Origin of the sequence: Aquabacterium sp. A7-Y, assembly GCF_026153205.1 — a bacterium.
In the GTDB taxonomy this organism is placed as follows: Bacteria; Pseudomonadota; Gammaproteobacteria; order Burkholderiales; family Burkholderiaceae_C; genus Caldimonas.
This window is the reverse complement of record NZ_JAPFBW010000006.1, coordinates 134,868-151,188: the sequence shown is the minus strand read 5'-3', so window position 1 is coordinate 151,188 and position 16,321 is coordinate 134,868. Positions and strand designations below refer to the sequence as shown.

The 16,321-nt window shown below is 68.4% G+C and carries 17 protein-coding genes; 4 read left to right on the top strand and 13 right to left on the bottom strand.

Going from position 1 to position 16,321, the window contains the following annotated elements; genetic code table 11:
* The first annotated feature begins 105 nt into the window (after nt 1-105).
* Nucleotides 106-699, top strand: a complete 594-nt coding sequence (locus tag OOT46_RS07050) for a MarC family protein (RefSeq protein ID WP_265402887.1) — start codon at nt 106-108, stop codon at nt 697-699.
* Nucleotides 700-713: 14 nt separating this feature from the next.
* Here the strand turns inward: OOT46_RS07050 and OOT46_RS07045 are convergent, their stop codons facing one another.
* Nucleotides 714-1,523 carry a ferritin-like domain-containing protein gene (locus OOT46_RS07045; protein WP_265402886.1) on the bottom strand — a complete coding sequence of 270 codons (810 nt, stop codon included), beginning with the start codon at nt 1,521-1,523 and terminating at the stop codon, nt 714-716.
* Between the two features lie 42 nt (nt 1,524-1,565).
* Here OOT46_RS07045 and OOT46_RS07040 point away from each other — a divergent pair, with 42 nt between their 5' ends.
* Together OOT46_RS07040 and OOT46_RS07035 are read left to right on the top strand one after the other, a co-directional pair.
* On the top strand, nt 1,566-2,090 hold the full coding sequence (locus OOT46_RS07040) for a gamma carbonic anhydrase family protein (RefSeq protein ID WP_265402885.1): 525 nt from the start codon (nt 1,566-1,568) through the stop codon (nt 2,088-2,090).
* 44 nt (nt 2,091-2,134) lie between these two features.
* Nucleotides 2,135-3,124, top strand: a complete 990-nt coding sequence (locus tag OOT46_RS07035) for an Hsp33 family molecular chaperone HslO (protein WP_265402884.1) — start codon at nt 2,135-2,137, stop codon at nt 3,122-3,124.
* A 19-nt stretch (nt 3,125-3,143) separates the two neighbouring features.
* Here OOT46_RS07035 and OOT46_RS07030 read toward each other — a convergent pair whose 3' ends face one another.
* From OOT46_RS07030 to OOT46_RS06980, 11 genes are all read right to left on the bottom strand, one after another.
* Nucleotides 3,144-3,800 carry an ATP-binding protein gene (locus tag OOT46_RS07030; protein WP_265402883.1) on the bottom strand — a complete coding sequence of 219 codons (657 nt, stop codon included), beginning with the start codon at nt 3,798-3,800 and terminating at the stop codon, nt 3,144-3,146.
* The gene (gene pnuC / locus OOT46_RS07025) at nt 3,800-4,432 is read right to left on the bottom strand and encodes a nicotinamide riboside transporter PnuC (protein WP_265402882.1); all 633 of its coding nucleotides are present in this window, start codon (nt 4,430-4,432) and stop codon (nt 3,800-3,802) included. The genes OOT46_RS07030 and pnuC overlap by 1 nt, the downstream gene beginning before the upstream one ends.
* 65 nt (nt 4,433-4,497) lie before the next feature.
* Complete coding sequence (gene ftsB, locus OOT46_RS07020; protein ID WP_265402881.1) at nt 4,498-4,779, bottom strand: cell division protein FtsB; 282 nt, start codon at nt 4,777-4,779, stop codon at nt 4,498-4,500.
* A gap of 7 nt (nt 4,780-4,786) precedes the next feature.
* Nucleotides 4,787-6,070 carry a phosphopyruvate hydratase gene (gene eno / locus OOT46_RS07015; RefSeq protein ID WP_265402880.1) on the bottom strand — a complete coding sequence of 428 codons (1,284 nt, stop codon included), beginning with the start codon at nt 6,068-6,070 and terminating at the stop codon, nt 4,787-4,789.
* A 71-nt stretch (nt 6,071-6,141) separates the two neighbouring features.
* Nucleotides 6,142-6,429, bottom strand: a complete 288-nt coding sequence (locus tag OOT46_RS07010; protein ID WP_265402879.1) for a DUF1330 domain-containing protein — start codon at nt 6,427-6,429, stop codon at nt 6,142-6,144.
* 18 nt (nt 6,430-6,447) lie between these two features.
* A complete protein-coding gene (kdsA, locus tag OOT46_RS07005) occupies nt 6,448-7,302 on the bottom strand; it encodes a 3-deoxy-8-phosphooctulonate synthase (RefSeq protein ID WP_265402878.1) in 855 nt (284 codons plus the stop codon).
* Between the two features lie 48 nt (nt 7,303-7,350).
* Nucleotides 7,351-9,015: a CTP synthase gene (locus OOT46_RS07000; protein WP_265402877.1), complete on the bottom strand. Its 1,665-nt coding sequence runs from the start codon at nt 9,013-9,015 to the stop codon at nt 7,351-7,353.
* 160 nt (nt 9,016-9,175) lie between these two features.
* Nucleotides 9,176-9,985 carry an alpha/beta fold hydrolase gene (locus tag OOT46_RS06995; protein ID WP_265402876.1) on the bottom strand — a complete coding sequence of 270 codons (810 nt, stop codon included), beginning with the start codon at nt 9,983-9,985 and terminating at the stop codon, nt 9,176-9,178.
* 90 nt (nt 9,986-10,075) lie between these two features.
* Nucleotides 10,076-10,912: a proteasome-type protease gene (locus OOT46_RS06990; protein WP_265402875.1), complete on the bottom strand. Its 837-nt coding sequence runs from the start codon at nt 10,910-10,912 to the stop codon at nt 10,076-10,078.
* The gene (gene mutS / locus OOT46_RS06985; RefSeq protein ID WP_265402965.1) at nt 10,909-13,461 is read right to left on the bottom strand and encodes a DNA mismatch repair protein MutS; all 2,553 of its coding nucleotides are present in this window, start codon (nt 13,459-13,461) and stop codon (nt 10,909-10,911) included. Before mutS ends, OOT46_RS06990 begins: the two co-directional genes overlap by 4 nt.
* Before the next feature lie 387 nt (nt 13,462-13,848).
* Nucleotides 13,849-14,280 carry a hypothetical protein gene (locus OOT46_RS06980; RefSeq protein WP_265402874.1) on the bottom strand — a complete coding sequence of 144 codons (432 nt, stop codon included), beginning with the start codon at nt 14,278-14,280 and terminating at the stop codon, nt 13,849-13,851.
* A gap of 325 nt (nt 14,281-14,605) precedes the next feature.
* Here OOT46_RS06980 and OOT46_RS06975 point away from each other — a divergent pair, with 325 nt between their 5' ends.
* Nucleotides 14,606-15,175 (top strand): ankyrin repeat domain-containing protein, encoded by a 570-nt coding sequence (locus tag OOT46_RS06975; protein ID WP_265402873.1) that lies wholly within the window; start codon nt 14,606-14,608, stop codon nt 15,173-15,175.
* Between the two features lie 31 nt (nt 15,176-15,206).
* Here the strand turns inward: OOT46_RS06975 and OOT46_RS06970 are convergent, their stop codons facing one another.
* Nucleotides 15,207-16,184: an inositol monophosphatase family protein gene (locus OOT46_RS06970; RefSeq protein WP_265402872.1), complete on the bottom strand. Its 978-nt coding sequence runs from the start codon at nt 16,182-16,184 to the stop codon at nt 15,207-15,209.
* Nucleotides 16,185-16,321 lie beyond the last annotated feature (137 nt).

Genomic DNA, 16,321 nt, shown 5'->3' with positions numbered 1-16,321 from the left:
GGAGACGGTGTCGGAAGCAGCCTAACAGCTCACGGCCCCGGCGGTCCCCCGAACAAGCCCGCCGCCGCGTGCCAGATTCACGGACCGGATGCCAGAATTCCGCGCATGGACCACACCTTCGTCTCCGCCTTCATCCTGCTGCTGCTGGTGCTCGACCCCTTCGGCAGCCTGCCGATCTTCATCGCGGTGATGCGCCGGGTGGCGCCGCAGCGGCGCCGCCGGGTCGCGCTGCGCGAGGTGCTGCTGGCTTTCGGCGTGCTGCTGGGTTTCATGTTCGCCGGCCAGGGCTTCCTCAGGCTGATGCACCTGTCGGAGCGCTCGCTGGAGGTCGCCGGCGGTGTGATCCTGCTGATGATCGCGATCCGCATGATCTTTGCGCACGGCGAATCCATCTACGCGTCCGAGGACGATCGCGAGCCCTTCATCTTCCCTCTCGCGGTGCCGCTGATGGCCGGGCCCTCGGCGATGGCCACGGTGCTGCTGCTGGCCTCGCGCCAGCCGGACCGCATGGTGGAATGGGTGGCCGCGCTGACCGTCGTGATGGTGGTCTCGGGCGCGGTGCTGCTGTCGGCGGACCGCATCCGCCACCTGCTCGGCGACTCGGTGGTGAGCGCGGTGGAGAAGCTGATGGGGCTGGTGCTGACGGCCATCTCGGTCGAGATGATCCTGGCGGGGCTCAAGCGCTACTTCTTCGACTGAGCCGCCGGCCTGCCTCAGCCCCGCGGCGGCGCTGCCGAGCGCTGCAGCTCATCCAGCTCCGCAGGGCTGAAGCCGGCCGCACGCCGCGCCTCCAGGTTGAAGGGCGGCCGCAGCCGCGGCGCCTCGTAGCGCGTCACCAGCTCGGGGTAGAGCGCGATCGGGTCCAGCCCCCGGCATTCGCACAGCCAGCGGTACCAGTGGTTGCCGACCGCGACGTGGCCGACTTCGTCGCGCAGGATGATGTCGAGGATCTCCACCGCGTGCAGGTCGCCCGCCTTGCGCAGCTTGGCCTGGATCTGCGGCGTCGCGTCCAGCCCGCGGGCTTCGAGCGTGCGCGGCACCAGCGCCATGCGTGCGACGACATCGTGGCGGGTGCGCTCGGTCATGGCCCACAGGCCGTTGTGGGCGTCGAAGTCGCCGTAGTCGTGGCCGAGCGTGCCCAGGTGCGCGCGCAGCAGCGAGAAATGCAGCGCCTCCTCGCTCGCCACCCGCAGCCAGTCGCGGTAGAAGGCGTCCGGCATGCCGGCGAAGCGCCAGACCGCGTCCAGCGCGAGGTTGATCGCGTTGAACTCGATGTGGGCGATGGCATGCAGCAGGGCCGCCCGGCCCTCGGTGGTGAAGGGCGAGCGGCGCGGCACCGCGTCGGCCGGCACGAGTGCGGGCCGCAGGGGGCGGCCGGGCAGGGCCGGCGGCTCGGTGATCTCGTCGTCTGGATCCGGGGCCAGGCCGGCGTTGCAGGCCTCCCACAGCGCGCGCGTGCCGGCCGCCTTGTCCGCGGGGTCGGCCAGGGTAAGGAGGTGCAGGGCGCGGGTGCGAAGCTTCATCTCTAAAATTATGGCTCCTCGGCGACCGGAGACATTTTCATCATGGCCCTCTACCAGTTGGGCGACGACGCCCCGCAACTGCATGACACGGCCTGGGTGGCCGACAGCGCCGACGTGATCGGCAAGGTCGAGCTGGCCGAAAACGCCAGCGTCTGGTTCGGCACCGTGGTGCGCGGCGATACCGAGACGATCCGCATCGGTCGCAACTCCAATGTGCAGGACAATTCGGTGCTGCACGCCGATTACGGCCAGCCGTTGAACATCGGCGAGAATGTCACGGTGGGCCACCAGGTGATGCTGCACGGATGCAGCATCGGCGACGGTTCGCTGATCGGCATCCAGGCGGTGGTGCTCAACGGTGCGAAGATCGGCCGCAACTGCCTGGTGGGCGCCGGCTCGCTGGTCACCGAGGGCAAGGAGTTCCCCGACGGCTCGATGATCCTCGGCGTTCCGGCCAAGGTGGTGAAGCAGCTTTCGCCCGAGCAGATCGCCGCCTTTCAGGCGGGCGCCGCCCACTATGTCCAGAATGCCCGGCGCTTCAAGGCCGGGCTGAAGAAGCTGGGTTGAGCCCGGCGCCACCGACCCCCACGACCCCACAGGACCCACGCGTTTTGAACACTTCCTCCATCCCCAGCGAGCTCCACAAGTTCCTGTTCGAGGGGCTGCCCGTGCGCGGCATGCTGGTGAGGCTGACCGATGCCTGGCAGGACATCCTGCGGCGGCGCGAGCAGAGCGGCCCCTTCCCGGCGCCGGTGCGCCAGCTGCTGGGCGAGATGGCCGCGGCCGGCGTGCTGATGCAGGCCAACATCAAGTTCAACGGCGCGCTGGTGCTGCAGATCTCCGGCGACGGACCGCTCAAGCTCGCGGTGGCCGAGGTGCAGCCGGACCTGACCTTGCGTGCCACCGCGAAGGTGGTGGGCGAGGTGCCGGCCGGGGCCGCGCTGGAGGCGATGGTCAATGTGCACGGCCAGGGCCGCTGTGCGATCACGCTGGACCCCAAGGACAAGTTCCCCGGCCAGCAGCCCTACCAGGGTGTGGTGCCGCTGCATGGCGACCGGCGCGAGCCGCTGCAGCGCATCAGCGAGGTGCTGGAGCACTACATGCTGCAGTCCGAGCAGCTGGACACGCGGCTCATCCTGGCCGCCAACGACGAGATTGCCGCCGGCCTGCTGATCCAGCGCCTGCCCATCGAGGGGGAGGGCAACCTGGCCGGCACGCGCCAGCGTGAGGACGACATCGGCCTCAGCGAAGGTTTCAACCGCATCGCCCACCTCGCCAGCACGCTGAGCCCCGAGGAACTGCTGACGCTGGACGCCCACACCATCCTGCACCGCCTGTTCTGGGAAGAGGACCTGCGCCGCTTCGAGCCGCAGCGCGGCGAGGACGGGCCCCGCTTTGCCTGTACCTGCTCTCGCGAGCGCGTCGGCAACATGCTGCTGAGCCTGGGCCGCGAGGAGATCGATGACATCCTCGGCGAGCAGGGCAGGGTGGAGATCGGCTGCGAGTTCTGCGGCGCGAACTACCACTTCGACCCGGTCGACGTCGGCGGGCTGTTCACGCCGGACCGCGATCATCCGCCGGCGTCGAGCAGCATGCAGTAGCGCCGCGGGCGGCCGCGGTTCAGGACGGCGGCTGCGAGCGCAGCAGGCCGGTGAACAGGCGCTCGTAGCGCGCGTCCAGGCATTCGGCGCAGTACACGTGGCCCGGGCCTGCCGACGCCCCGTCCGGGGCCGGCGCCGCCACGCCCTGCGGCAGCAGCGGGCAGACCACCCGCCAGGCCGCCTCCTCCCGCGCCGCCCCGACGCCGTAGACCACGCTGTGCGCCACGCCGGCGCGCTGCAGGGCCGCACGCACCTTCACGTCGACCGCTTCGCGCACATGCGGGCCGTCGCGCTGCAGCCCGTCCGCCACCCAGGGCAGGTCCAGCCCGGTCAGCAAGGTCAGCGAGACCTGGGCCTGCATCTCTTCGGCATAGGGATAGAGCGACAGGTCGCCGAACACGAAGTCGCTGTAGACCGCGATCATCAGCGCCGTCGTGTCGGCCACCACGATGTCGTGGCGGGCCGCCGCGGTGGCGATGGCCCGGGTCTGCTCCTCGGCGATATGGCGCTGTTCGTCCTCGCGCGGCGTACGGCCGTGGGCGTCGCAGAACACACGCAGGTATTCGGGCACCGCGACCGCGTCGGCTCCGTGGCGACGCAGGCGTGCCGCGAGGGCCTGGGCCAGCACCGTCTTGCCGGTGCTTTCGGCGCCCAGCACCGCGACGACCCGGCCCATCAGCTCGCCTCCGCGGCGAGCCGCCGCCAGGCTCTCCAGCCCACCGCCGCCATCGCGATGAACAGCAGGTAGAGCAGCACCGTCAGCCACAGCGCCTTGTAGGCGAACAGCGCGACGCAAACCGTGTTGACGATGATCCAGGTGGGCCAGTTCTCGACCAGCTTGCGCCCGAGCAGGAATTGCCCGGCGATGCTCGCCACCGTCGGAAAGGCGTCCCAGTAGGGCACGGTCGAGTCGGTGTAGCGGTCGAGGTAGAGGCCCAGCAGCGGCCAGCCGGCGGCGACACACAGGGCCACCCGGGCGCGGCCCGCCCAGGACATCGAGTGAACGCGCAAGGGGGAGCCGTCCCCCCTGCGGCCGCGCAGCCACTGCCACCAGCCCCAGAAGGCCACCACGACGAAAAACAGCTGCAGCACCGCGTCGCCGTAGAGGCCGTACTTCCAGAACAGCAGGTAGTACAGCAGCGAGCTGACGATCGCCAGCGGCCAGCCCCAGGGGATCACACGGATGTTGCAGGCCACCATCGCGACCGACAGCACGAAGGCAACGATCTCCAGGCGGGTGACCGGCGCCCCCCAGAGCGTGAAGGCGCTGACCATCAGCGGTGCGGCGGCGGCAAGCAGGCTGTCCATGATGTGTCCGGCACCCAAGGAAAAACGGAGCCCCGCAGGGCTCCGTCGTCAACAGCGGCAGCAGGTCAGGGGGCGGTGGAGACCTGCACGAAAACCTCGTTCGGCTTCACCATGCCCAGCTCGAAACGGGCCTTCTCCTCCACCATCTCCAGGCCTTCCTTCAGGTCGCGCACCTCGGCCTCGAGTTGCGCGTTGCGTTCGCGCGCCGCCTCGTTGCTGCCCTGGTGCTCGGCCAGCTTGCGCTGCAGCTCGACCACCCGGTGCACGCCGTTCTTGCCGAACCACAGCTCGGCATGCACCAGCAGCAGCAGCGCGGCGAGCGCCAGGGTGACGAGAGGCAGGCGCATGACAGGCTCAGCGCAGGTTGTAGAACGCGGCGCGGCCGGGGTAGCTGGCGATGTCGCCCAGGTCTTCCTCGATGCGCAGCAGCTGGTTGTACTTGGCGATGCGGTCCGAGCGGCTCATCGAGCCGGTCTTGATCTGGCCGGCGTTGGTGCCCACCGCGATGTCGGCGATGGTCGAGTCCTCGGTCTCGCCGGAGCGGTGCGAGATCACGGCGGTGTAGCCGGCACGCTTGGCCATCTCGATCGCGGCGAAGGTCTCGGTCAGGGTGCCGATCTGGTTGATCTTGATCAGGATGGAATTGCCGATGCGCTTCTCGATGCCTTCACGCAGGATCTTGGTGTTGGTGACGAACAGGTCGTCGCCCACCAGCTGCACCTTCTTGCCCAGCGTCTCGGTCAGGTGTTTCCAGCCGTCCCAGTCGCCTTCGTGCATGCCGTCTTCGATGCTGATGATCGGGTACTTGTCGACCCAGGTCGCCAGCACGTTGGTCCACTCCTGGGCGCTCAGGGTCAGGCCTTCGCCTTCGAGGTGGTACTTGCCGTCCTTGTAGAACTCGCTGGCCGCGCAGTCCAGGCCCAGCGCGATCTGCTCGCCAGGGGTGTAGCCGGCCTTCTCGATCGCCTCCAGGATCAGCTGGATCGCCGCTTCGTGGCTGGCGACGCTGGGCGCGAAGCCGCCTTCGTCGCCCACCGCGGTGCTCATGTTCTTGTCGTGGATGATCTTCTTCAGCGCGTGGAAGACCTCGGCGCCGTAGCGCACCGCTTCACGGAAGCTGGGCGCGCCGACCGGCAGGATCATGAACTCCTGCAGGTCGAGGTTGTTGTTGGCATGCGCGCCGCCGTTGATGACGTTCATCATCGGCACGGGCATCTGCATCGAACCGGAGCCGCCGAAGTAGCGGTACAGCGGCAGGCCGGACTCCTCGGCGGCGGCGCGGGCCACCGCCATCGAGACCGCCAGCGTCGCGTTGGCACCCAGGCGCGACTTGTTGTCGCTGCCGTCCAGGTCGATCAGGGTGCGGTCCAGGAAGGCCTGCTCCGAGGCGTCCAGGCCCAGCACGGCCTCGGAGATCTCGGTGTTGATGTGCTCGACCGCCTTCAGCACGCCCTTGCCCAGGTAGCGGCCCTTGTCGCCGTCGCGCAGCTCGATCGCCTCGCGCGAGCCGGTGGAGGCGCCCGACGGCACCGCGGCACGGCCCATCACGCCGGACTCCAGCAGCACATCGCACTCGACGGTCGGGTTGCCGCGGCTGTCCAGGATCTCGCGGCCGACGATGTCAACAATGGCACTCATGCAGGTTTCCTCTTCCTAATTCAGTGGTGAATCTTTGTGGTGGTGTGGCCGACGATTGGAACAGATTCCGGTTACACGCCCTCAACAAGCACCATGCGCATCACGGCGCTGTACTCGCGTGCATTGCGGGCACGGCGGTACTGGTGCGAGTCATAGAAGGCGCGCGCCTTGTCCATCGTCGGGAATTTGAGCACCACCACGCGGGTGGGGTGCCACGAGCCTTCAAGCACCTCGATCTTGCCGCCGCGCACCAGCACCTCCGCGCCGTGCGCGCGCATCGCCAGCGTCGACCACTTCCGGTAGTCGGCGTACTGCGCTTCGTTGGTGACCGTGACGTCGGCAATGATGTAGGCGCTCATCGGTTCTTGTGGATGAAGTCAGGAAAAATCGGTTTCCAGGAAACCGTTCCGCTTCGTGACGCGGTCCAACTCGACCAGGCTGGCCAGCAGCCCCTTCATGCGCTTGAGCGGCACCGCGTTGGGCCCGTCACTGAGCGCCTTGGCGGGGTCGGGGTGGGTCTCCATGAAAAGCCCCGCGACGCCGACCGCGACGGCCGCGCGCGACAGCACCGGCACGAACTCGCGCTGGCCGCCCGAGCTGGTGCCCTGGCCGCCCGGCAACTGCACCGAGTGGGTGGCGTCGAAGACCACCGGCGCGCCGGTCTCGCGCATGATGGCCAGCGAACGCATGTCGCTCACCAGGTTGTTGTAGCCGAAGCTCGCGCCGCGCTCGCAGGCCATGAAGTTGTCCTCGGGCAGGCCTTTCTCGCGCGCCGCGGCACGGGCCTTGTCGATGACGTTTTTCATGTCGCCGGGGGCCAGGAACTGGCCCTTCTTGATGTTCACCGGCTTGCCGCTCTGGGCCACCGCGCGGATGAAATCGGTCTGGCGGCACAGGAAGGCCGGCGTCTGCAGCACGTCCACCACGGCGGCCACTTCGGCCACCTCGGCTTCGCTGTGAATGTCGGTCAGCACCGGCACGCCCAGCTCGCGCTTGACCTTGGCCAGGATCTCTAGGCCCTTCTGCATGCCGGGGCCGCGGAAGGAGCTGCCCGAGGAGCGGTTGGCCTTGTCGTAGCTGGACTTGAAGATGAAGGGGATGCCCAGCTCGGCGGTCAGCTCCTTGAGCGCGCCGGCGGTGTCCATCTGGAGTTGCTCGGACTCGACCACGCAGGGGCCGGAGATCAGGAAAAAGGGCTGGTCGAGGCCGACCTTGAAGCCACAGAGTTGCATGGCTTGCTCCTCAGCGAAAGATGGACGACGGCAGGCAGGGGCAGGGCATCATGCGCCGGCCTTGCCGCTGCGCGACTGCTGGTGCTGCAGCGCCGCGCGGATGTAGGAGGTGAACAGCGGGTGGCCACCCCAGGGCGTGGACTTGAACTCCGGGTGGAACTGCACGCCCATGAACCACGGGTGCACCTCACGCGGCAGCTCGACGATCTCGGTGAGCTTTTCGCGCTGGGTGATGGCCGAGACCACCAGGCCGGCGTTCTCCAGCTGGGGCAGGTACTTCTCGTTGGCCTCGTAGCGGTGGCGGTGGCGCTCGTTGACCACCGGGCCGTAGATCTCGTAGGCGAGGGTGCCGGGCTTGACGTCGGAGCTCTGCGCGCCCAGGCGCATCGTGCCGCCCAGGTCGGAGCTGGCATCGCGGCGCTGGATCGAGCCGTCGGCTTCCTGCCACTCGTCGATCAGCGCGATCACCGGGTGCTGGGTCTGCGGGTCGAACTCGCTGCTGTTGGCCCCGGAGAGGCCGGCCATGTGGCGGGCGTACTCGATGGTCGCGACCTGCATGCCCAGGCAGATGCCGAGGTAGGGCAGCTTGTGCTCGCGGGCGTACTGCGCAGCGAGGATTTTGCCCTCGACACCGCGCTTGCCGAAACCGCCGGGCACCAGGATGGCGTCGAAGCGGGCCAGCTTGTCCACCGTCTGCGGCGTCAGCTCCTCGGAATCGACGTACTCGATCTTGACGCGTGCATGGTTGTGGATGCCGGCGTGGCGCAGCGCTTCGTTGAGCGACTTGTACGAGTCGCTCAGGTCGACGTACTTGCCGCACATCGCGATCGTGATGTCGTGCCTCGGGTGCTCGACCTCGTGCACCAGGCTGTCCCAGCGGCCCAGGTCGGCCGGCTTGGTCGAGAGGTGCAGCTTGGTGCAGATGAGCTGGTCCAGGCCCTGCTCATGCAGCATGCGCGGCACCTTGTAGATGGTGTCGGCGTCCCAGACCGAGATCACGCCGTACTCGGGCACGTTGGTGAACAGCGAGATCTTCTCGCGTTCGTCGTCCGGGATGCGGCGGTCCGCGCGGCACAGCAGCGCGTCGGGCTGGATGCCGATCTCGCGCAGCTTCTGCACCGTGTGCTGGGTCGGCTTGGTCTTCAGTTCACCGGCGGCGGCGATCCACGGCACGTAGGTGAGGTGCACGAAGGCGGTGTTGTTGGGCCCGAGCTTCAGGCTCATCTGCCGCACCGCTTCCAGGAAGGGCAGCGACTCGATGTCGCCCACGGTGCCGCCGATCTCGACGATCGCGACGTCGACCGCCTCGGACGTGCCGACGCCGGCGCCGCGGCGCACGTACTCCTGGATCTCGTTGGTGATGTGAGGAATCACCTGCACCGTCTTGCCGAGGTAGTCGCCGCGGCGTTCCTTCTCGAGCACCGACTTGTAGATCTGGCCGGTCGTGAAGTTGTTGGAGCGTTTCATCTTGGTGGTGATGAAACGCTCGTAGTGGCCCAGGTCGAGGTCGGTCTCGGCGCCGTCGTCGGTCACGAACACCTCGCCGTGCTGGAACGGCGACATGGTCCCGGGATCGACGTTGATGTACGGGTCGAGCTTGATGAGGGTGACTTTGAGGCCGCGCGATTCGAGGATCGCGGCCAGGGAGGCCGAAGCGATGCCCTTGCCAAGGGAGGACACCACACCGCCAGTGACAAAGACAAACTTGGTCATTGTTTGCAGCCGCCGCTTTCGCGACCGCTGTGGTGGTAAAGAGGCATTATATCGACGCCGGCCGATGCGGCGCCTCGCCCCTGCTGGCCTCGCGCGGCGGACGCCGGGCCGCCCTGCGCCGCGCCGGCACGGGCCTTGCCCCGCGGCGGGCGGCCGCGGCTCAGGCGCACTCGAAGGCCTTCAGCCAGGCGATCGTCGCCTCCACCGTCTCCAGGGGCTTTTCGAAGGGGTAGAGGTGGCTGCCTTCGATCCAGGTGATGCGGTCCTGCGTCACCTCGCGCGTCGCCCGCAGGCCCACCTGCTGCACCTCGCGGGAGCCGGTGCCGCCGATGAAGGCGACCGGGCACTTGAGCGGCTCGCGGTCCAGCAGCCGGTGGATGTGGTGGGGCAGGGTGTTGTAGATGTCGGTCTCGACCTCGCGCTGGAAGCTCAGGCGGTGCTCTTCGCCGCCGCCGTGCATGCCGCTGTGCACGTAGTCGCGCAGCACCTGGGGATGCCAGCGCGCGAAGTTGGGTTTGCTCTGGAAATGCGCCAGCGCTTCCGCGGCACTGCTCCAGGTGGTGCGGCGCTGGCGCGCGATCTTGCCGGGGCCGACCTTGCCGATCCAGCCAGTGGACTTGAAGAGCTGCACGCCGCGCGCCTTGACGCCGTAGATCACCGGCGAGTCCAGCAGCACCACGCCGCGCACCAGCTCCGGCCGGTGGATCGCCACCAGCATGCTGAGGAAACCGCCCAGCGAATGGCCCACCAGGAAGGCCGGGCCGTCGTTGACCTCGCGCTCGACGAAGTGGGCCAGCTGGTCGCGCAGGTGGGGCCAGTTGCTGGTGACCGGGTAGCGGGGATCGTGGCCGAACTTGTCGATCGCATGGACCTCGTAGCCGCCCTCGCGGAAGTGTTCGAACAAGAGCCGGTAGGTGGCTGCGGGAAATCCGTTGGCGTGCGAGAAGACAAGGGGAAGCTTGGTCGACATCAGCCTGGCGTCCTGTGCCGGAAGAGGTTGGAACTTAAAACAAAGCAAGCGGGGTGCCGCGCACCGGCCGGCCCGCGCAAGGCGCCGTCCTCACGAGACCTGGCGAGGGGCACTGACCTTGCGGATCGGGTTCAGGCTCTGCTCCTGCTGCGCGCCCTGCGGTCTGAGTCCGGATTGCGAACTCGGATCGTCCCAGGCCGGATTGGGGATGGACTGGAACACGTCGCGCAGGCGCTGGCCCCAGCTGCTGCGGATCATCCGGAAGTAGGGGTCGTGCTCGTCGATGTGCACGATGCGCTCGGCATGCAGCGAATCGGCGTGGTAGATCAGCAGGTCCAGCGGCAAGCCGACCGAGAGGTTGGACTTGAGCGTGGAGTCCATCGACACCAGCGCGCACTTGGCCGCCTCGTCCAGCGGGGTGTCGCGCTTGACCACCCGGTCGATGATGGGCTTGCCGTACTTGGACTCGCCGATCTGGAAGTAGCAGACGCCGTCGGGGCCGGCCTCGACGAAGTTGCCGGCGGCGTAGACATTGAACAGGCGCATCGGCTCGCCCTTGATCTGGCCGCCGAAGATCAGGTTGACATTGAAGTCGATGCTGAAGTTCTTCAGTGATTCCGCATCGCGTTCGTAGACTTTGCGGATCGCGCTGCCCAGCACCCGGGCGGCATCGAACATGCTGCTGCAGTCCCAGATCGAGAGCGGCTCGCCGTGCTCGCCCTCGATGGTGTGGCTGCCGAGCAGCTGGCGCACCGCCTGCGTGATGGCGAGGTTGCCGGCCGCGAGCAGGACCATCACGCGGTCGGCCTCGCGTTCGTAGACCGTCATCTTGCGGAAGGTGCTGATCTGGTCCAGGCCGGCGTTGGTGCGGGAATCGGACAGGAACACCAGGCCCTGGTCCAGGCACATGGCAACGCAGTACGTCATGCGGGTCTCCGTTGTAGGTCTTTGAGGCGGTACAGCGCGTCCAGCGCCTCGCGCGGGGACAGCGCGTCGGGCTGGATCTCGGCGAGGGCCTCCTCGACCGGCGAGGGTACGCGCTCTTCGGCCACTGGCGCGGCGGGCGCGGCAAACAGGTCGATCTGGGCGTTGCTGGCGCGCTGCTGGGCTTCGAGCGCTTCCAGCGCGGCGCGCGCCTGGCGCACCAGGGTGGCCGGCATGCCCGCCAGGCGGGCCACCTGCACGCCGTAGCTGCGGCTCGCCGGGCCCGGCTGGATCTCGTGCAGGAACACGATGTCCTCGCCCGACTCGGCCGCCGACACATGCACGTTGACGGCGCGCTCGTGCTTGGCCGGGAACTCGGTCAGCTCGAAATAGTGCGTGGCGAACAGCGTGAAGGAGCGGTTCCTGTCGTGCAGGTGGGTCGCGATGGCGCCGGCCAGCGCCAGGCCGTCGAAGGTCGAGGTGCCGCGGCCGATCTCGTCCATCAGCACCAGCGAGTGCTCGGTGGCGCCGTGGATGATGGCGGCCGCCTCGGTCATCTCCAGCATGAAGGTGGACTGGGCGTTGGCCAAGTCGTCGGCGGCGCCGATGCGGGTATGGATCGCGTCGATGGGCCCGAGCCGGCAGCTCTTGGCCGGCACCCAGGAGCCGATCGCCGCCAGCAGCGCGATCAGCGCCACCTGGCGCATGAAGGTCGACTTGCCACCCATGTTGGGGCCGGTGATGACCAGCATGCGGCGGTTGGCGTCGAGCCGGCAGTCGTTGGGCATGAAGGGGCCGGCGCTGGTTTCCTGCAGGCGCGCCTCGACCACCGGATGGCGGCCCTGCTCGATCTCCAGGCAGGGCTCCTTGACGAACTGCGGCTGCACCCAGTTGAGGGTCGCGGCGCGCTCGGCCAGTGCGGCGAGCGCATCGAGCGCGGCCAGGGCCCGCGCTAGCGCGCCCAGCGCGGGCAGGTGGGGCTGCAGCGCGTCGATGAGCTGCTCGTAGAGCATCTTCTCGCGCGCCAGCGCCCGCTCCTGCGCCGACAAGGCCTTGTCTTCGAAGGCCTTCAGCTCGGGCGTGATGAAACGCTCGGCGTTTTTCAGGGTCTGGCGGCGCTGGTAGTCCATCGGCACCTTGTCGAGCTGGCCCTGGGTCACCTCGATGTAGAAGCCGTGCACGCGATTGAACTGCACCCGCAGGTTGCCGATGCCGGTGCGGCTGCGTTCGCGGGTCTCCAGGTCGATCAGGAAGGCGTCGCAGTTCTGGCTGATCGCGCGCAGCTCGTCGAGCTCGGCGTCGAAGCCGGGGGCGATCACGCCGCCGTCGCGCACCAGCACGGCCGGGTCCTCGGCGATCGCAGCGGCCAGCATCCGGCCGATCTCGGCGGGCGGCGAAAGCGCCTCGTTCAGCTCGGCCAGCAGCGGCGTGGCGTCGGCCGGCAGGGTGGCACGCAGCTGCGGCAGCACCAGCAAGGTGGCCCTCAGGCCGGCCAGCTCGCGCGGGCGCACCTGGCGCAGCGCCACCCGGGCGGTGATGCGCTCGACGTCGCTGACCTGCTTGAAGGCCTCGCGCAGCGCGTCGTAGCCGTGCTCGATGAAGGCGCCCACCGCCTCCTGGCGGCGCAGTGCCACGCTGCGGTCGCGCTGCGGATAGGTGAGCCAGCGGCGCAGCGCCCGGCTGCCCATGCCGGTGCGGCAGGTGTCGAGCACCGACAGCAGGGTGGGGCTGTCCTCGCCGCGCAGGGTCTGGGTGAGTTCGAGGTTGCGCTGCGTGGCCGGCGGCAGTTCCAGCAGGTCGCTGGCGCGTTCGACGCTGAGCGTGGCGACGTGCGCGAGCGCGCGGCCCTGGGTGTGCTCGGCATAACAGAGCAGGGCGGCCGCGGCCGCATGGGCGACCGTCAGGTCCTGGGCGTTGAAGCCCGCCAGGCTGGCGACGCGCAGCTGATCGCAGAGCTTGCGCGCGCCCAGAGGGGCGTCGAATTGCCAGCTCGGCCGGCGGGTCAGCGGGACACGCGCCTGGCGCACCGCCTCGGGCCACTCGTCGCCGGCCACCAGCAGCTCGGCCGCGTTGAGGCGAGCCAGCCAGGTGCCGAGTTCGCGGCCCGAGCATTCGGTGACGCCGAGCTGGCCGTTGCTCAAGCCCAGCCACGCCAGGCCGAAGGTGGCGCCCTTGTGGTGCAAGGCCAGCAGCAGGGTGTCGCGCTTGTCGGCCAGCAGCTCGGTGTCGGTCACCGTGCCGGGCGTGACGACCCGCACCACCTTGCGTTCGACCGGCCCCTTGGCCGCACCGACGTCGCCGACCTGTTCGCAGATGGCCACCGCCTCGCCCAGCTTGATCAGCTTGGCGAGGTGGGCCTCGACCGAGTGCACCGGCACGCCGGCCATCACGACCGGCTGGCCGGCCGACTGGCCGCGCGTGGTGATGGTGATGTCCAGCAGCCGGTTGGCCTTGACCGCGTCGTCGAAAAACAGCTCGTAGAAGTCGCCCATCCGGTAGAAGACGAGCGTTTCCGGGAAGTCGGCCTTGATGCGAAGGTACTGCTGCATCATGGGGGTATGGGGCAGCTCGGCCCCGCTCACGACTGCCGGCTCTGAGGGCTCTTTCGCGCGCAAGTGGTGATCTTTCAACGCTATGCGCCGTGGTGGGGATCGAGGTGAACTCGGACCCGCCGCACGGCGCGTTGTGAACAAACAAAACCCCGCTATTTTGGCGTACCGGGGACCGGCCCGTTTCTCCCCCGGCAGAGGGAGGTGCCACGGCGGCAACAGGCGGCCGGTGGGCCGCTGCCCGCAGCGGCAGCATGGGCCGCCCGGACGGCCCCGGGCGCACCTTTCGCGGGGCCGCCACGTTAGCACTTGCGACGGACGACACGCGAGCCGCACAGTCCCCTGCCGCGACCGGTGGTCGCTGGCGCAACGGGGAGCAGCCGGTCCTCTTCAGGCCGCGGCGTGGTGGCGGTGGCGCTTGCGTCCGGACACCGTCGGGTCGTACATGCCAGGGTTGCGGGCCAGATGGCCGGCCAGCCAGGGGCTGTTGAAGCCGTGCTCGCGGGCCGACCGCAGGACGTCCGCCATGGTCGCGGCCTTCCCCAGGCAACGACCGGTTGCAACGGCGATGCTGCCGACGACGGCGCTGACGTAGAAGGACGCCAGCATGCCGCCGATGGCGCTCAGCTTGTCGCCTCGAAGGCCGGCGCCGATGAGCTCCTTGACCGTCACCTGCGCCCCGTGGCTCTCGATGAAAAGCTGCATCCCGGTGAGGTTGCTCAAGGCGAGCGGCAGGTTGCCGTACATCTCGTCCGGCGCGGGGAGCCCGAGGCCCTGCATGTTCTCGAGGAAGTAGTCGTAGAACTTGGAGAAGCCAGCCATCTCCCCTCCAGAAACGCTTGTGAGTGCCAACATAGTGGCACAGGCCAGGCGTGCTCCGACGCTACAAGGGATTGCAAAGACGCTCGAGGGGTTACGTGATCACCGCGGCTTGCCGTCAGCGGCCGGGACTTGCCAAGGCCAGGACTTTTCCAGACGTGAAAGGAGTGAGACGGTCACGCCAAGTGCTTCTCGAGGCGTCGGCCGGAGCCTTGTTCCGTGGCACGGGGAACGCTTTGATACCGGTGGCTGCCTGGCTGACTGACACTCCACGGGCAGTTGCACAAGAGCCGTTGGTCGGACGGCATCGACGCAGCACAGGGAGGACATGAACATGGGCGCCATGGCGTCGCGAGCACTGAAGATCGGCCTCGCCGCGGCTGTCGCGCTGGTGGCGGTCCCTCCCGGCTGGGCCATCCACTACCTGGCGTCCAGCGACTCGGTACGGCTTTTGTCCTGCATGAGCGACGAGACGCCGCCCCTCGCCTGGGCCTGTCGTCAGGTGCTGTATGCACTCCATCCGGCGCCCGAGGAAGTGAAGACGCCGACGACGCAGGCGGCCACCGTTCGGGCCGCCGCCCTGCAGGACACGCAGGAAGCCCGGCGGCTGCTGCGCCACTTCATGGACGCCGGCGTGGACCTCAATGCTGCGGATGAAAACAACCCGACGCGATGGACCGCGCTGCACTCCGCGGCGAAGGCGCCGAATCTCCGGGCGGTCCGCCTGCTCATCGAAGCCGGGGCGAATCCCGACGTGCGTGATGGGGCGGGCCGGACGCCGGCCGACCTCGCTCGTTTCATGAGCGAGAAGTACAAGGGCAACGAAGCCGAGTACGCGGAGGTGATCCGGTTGATCGAGGAGCAGCGGTTCGCGCGGGGAAAAGGACCCTCCTCCTGAGGGACCCCGCGCGGTTCGCGCTCGCGCTGCTTCACACCGCGGCGTCGTCGTCCTTCTTGCCTTCCGCCTCGGCCTTGCGGATGCGCACCGGCCCCTTTTTCCTGGCCGGCGCGGCGGCGGCGGCCGCTTCGCCGACGACGATGCTGGTTGCGTCGGGCTGCTGCGGCTTCTCGGCCTTGCCGTCGTCGTCTTCCTTGATCACGCGGCTGAAGGGCGCGAGCATCTGCACCAGCTGGCCGTAGATGCGCGGCGTGCCGGCCACCACCTCACGCTGGTAGAGGAAGTCGGCCTCGCCGGTGAAGTTGCCGATCAGGCCGCCGGCCTCGGTGATCATCAGCGAGCCGGCCGCGACGTCCCAGGGATTCAGGCCGGTCTCGAAAAAGCCGTCGTAGTAGCCGGCGGCCACATAGCAGAGGTCGAGTGCCGCGGCGCCTGGTCGGCGCAGGCCGGCGCAGGACTGCGAGATCAGCTCGAACATCTTCAGGTAGCGCTGGAAGTTGTCGCCCTTGCGGAAGGGAAAGCCGGTGCCGATCAGTGCATCGCCCATGCGGGTGCGCTTGGAGACGCGCAGGCGCTTGTCGTTCAGGTAGGCGCCGCGGCCCTTGGAGGCGTAGAACAGGTCGTTGCGGGCCGGGTCGTAGACCACCGCCTGCTGCACCTGGCCGCGCCAGGCCAGGCCGATGGAGACGGCATAGACCGGGAAGCCGTGGATGAAGTTGGTGGTGCCGTCCAGCGGATCGATGATCCAGATGAAGTCGCTGTCCTTGGCGCCGTGGGCGCGGCCCGATTCCTCGGCCAGGATGCCGTGGCCGGGGTAGGCCGTCAGCAGCGTCTCGATGATGGCCTGCTCGGCGGCCTGGTCGACCTCGGTGACGAAATCGTTGGGTGAATTTTTGGTGCTGATGCGCAGCAGGTCCAGGTCCATCGACGCCCGGTTGATGATGGCGCCGGCGGCGCGGGCGGCCTTGATGGCCGTGTTGAGCATCGGATGGAGGGCGGCTTGGGACATGGACAACACCTATTCAGGCAGGAAGCGGGCGGGACGGACTGGCGGGGAATAAGAGCGGGCAGGGCGGCCGGCTAGGGCTGCCCTGCAAAGATAATAGGGATTCTACCTGTGTGAGCCGGATCCCTGCCTTGTGATGA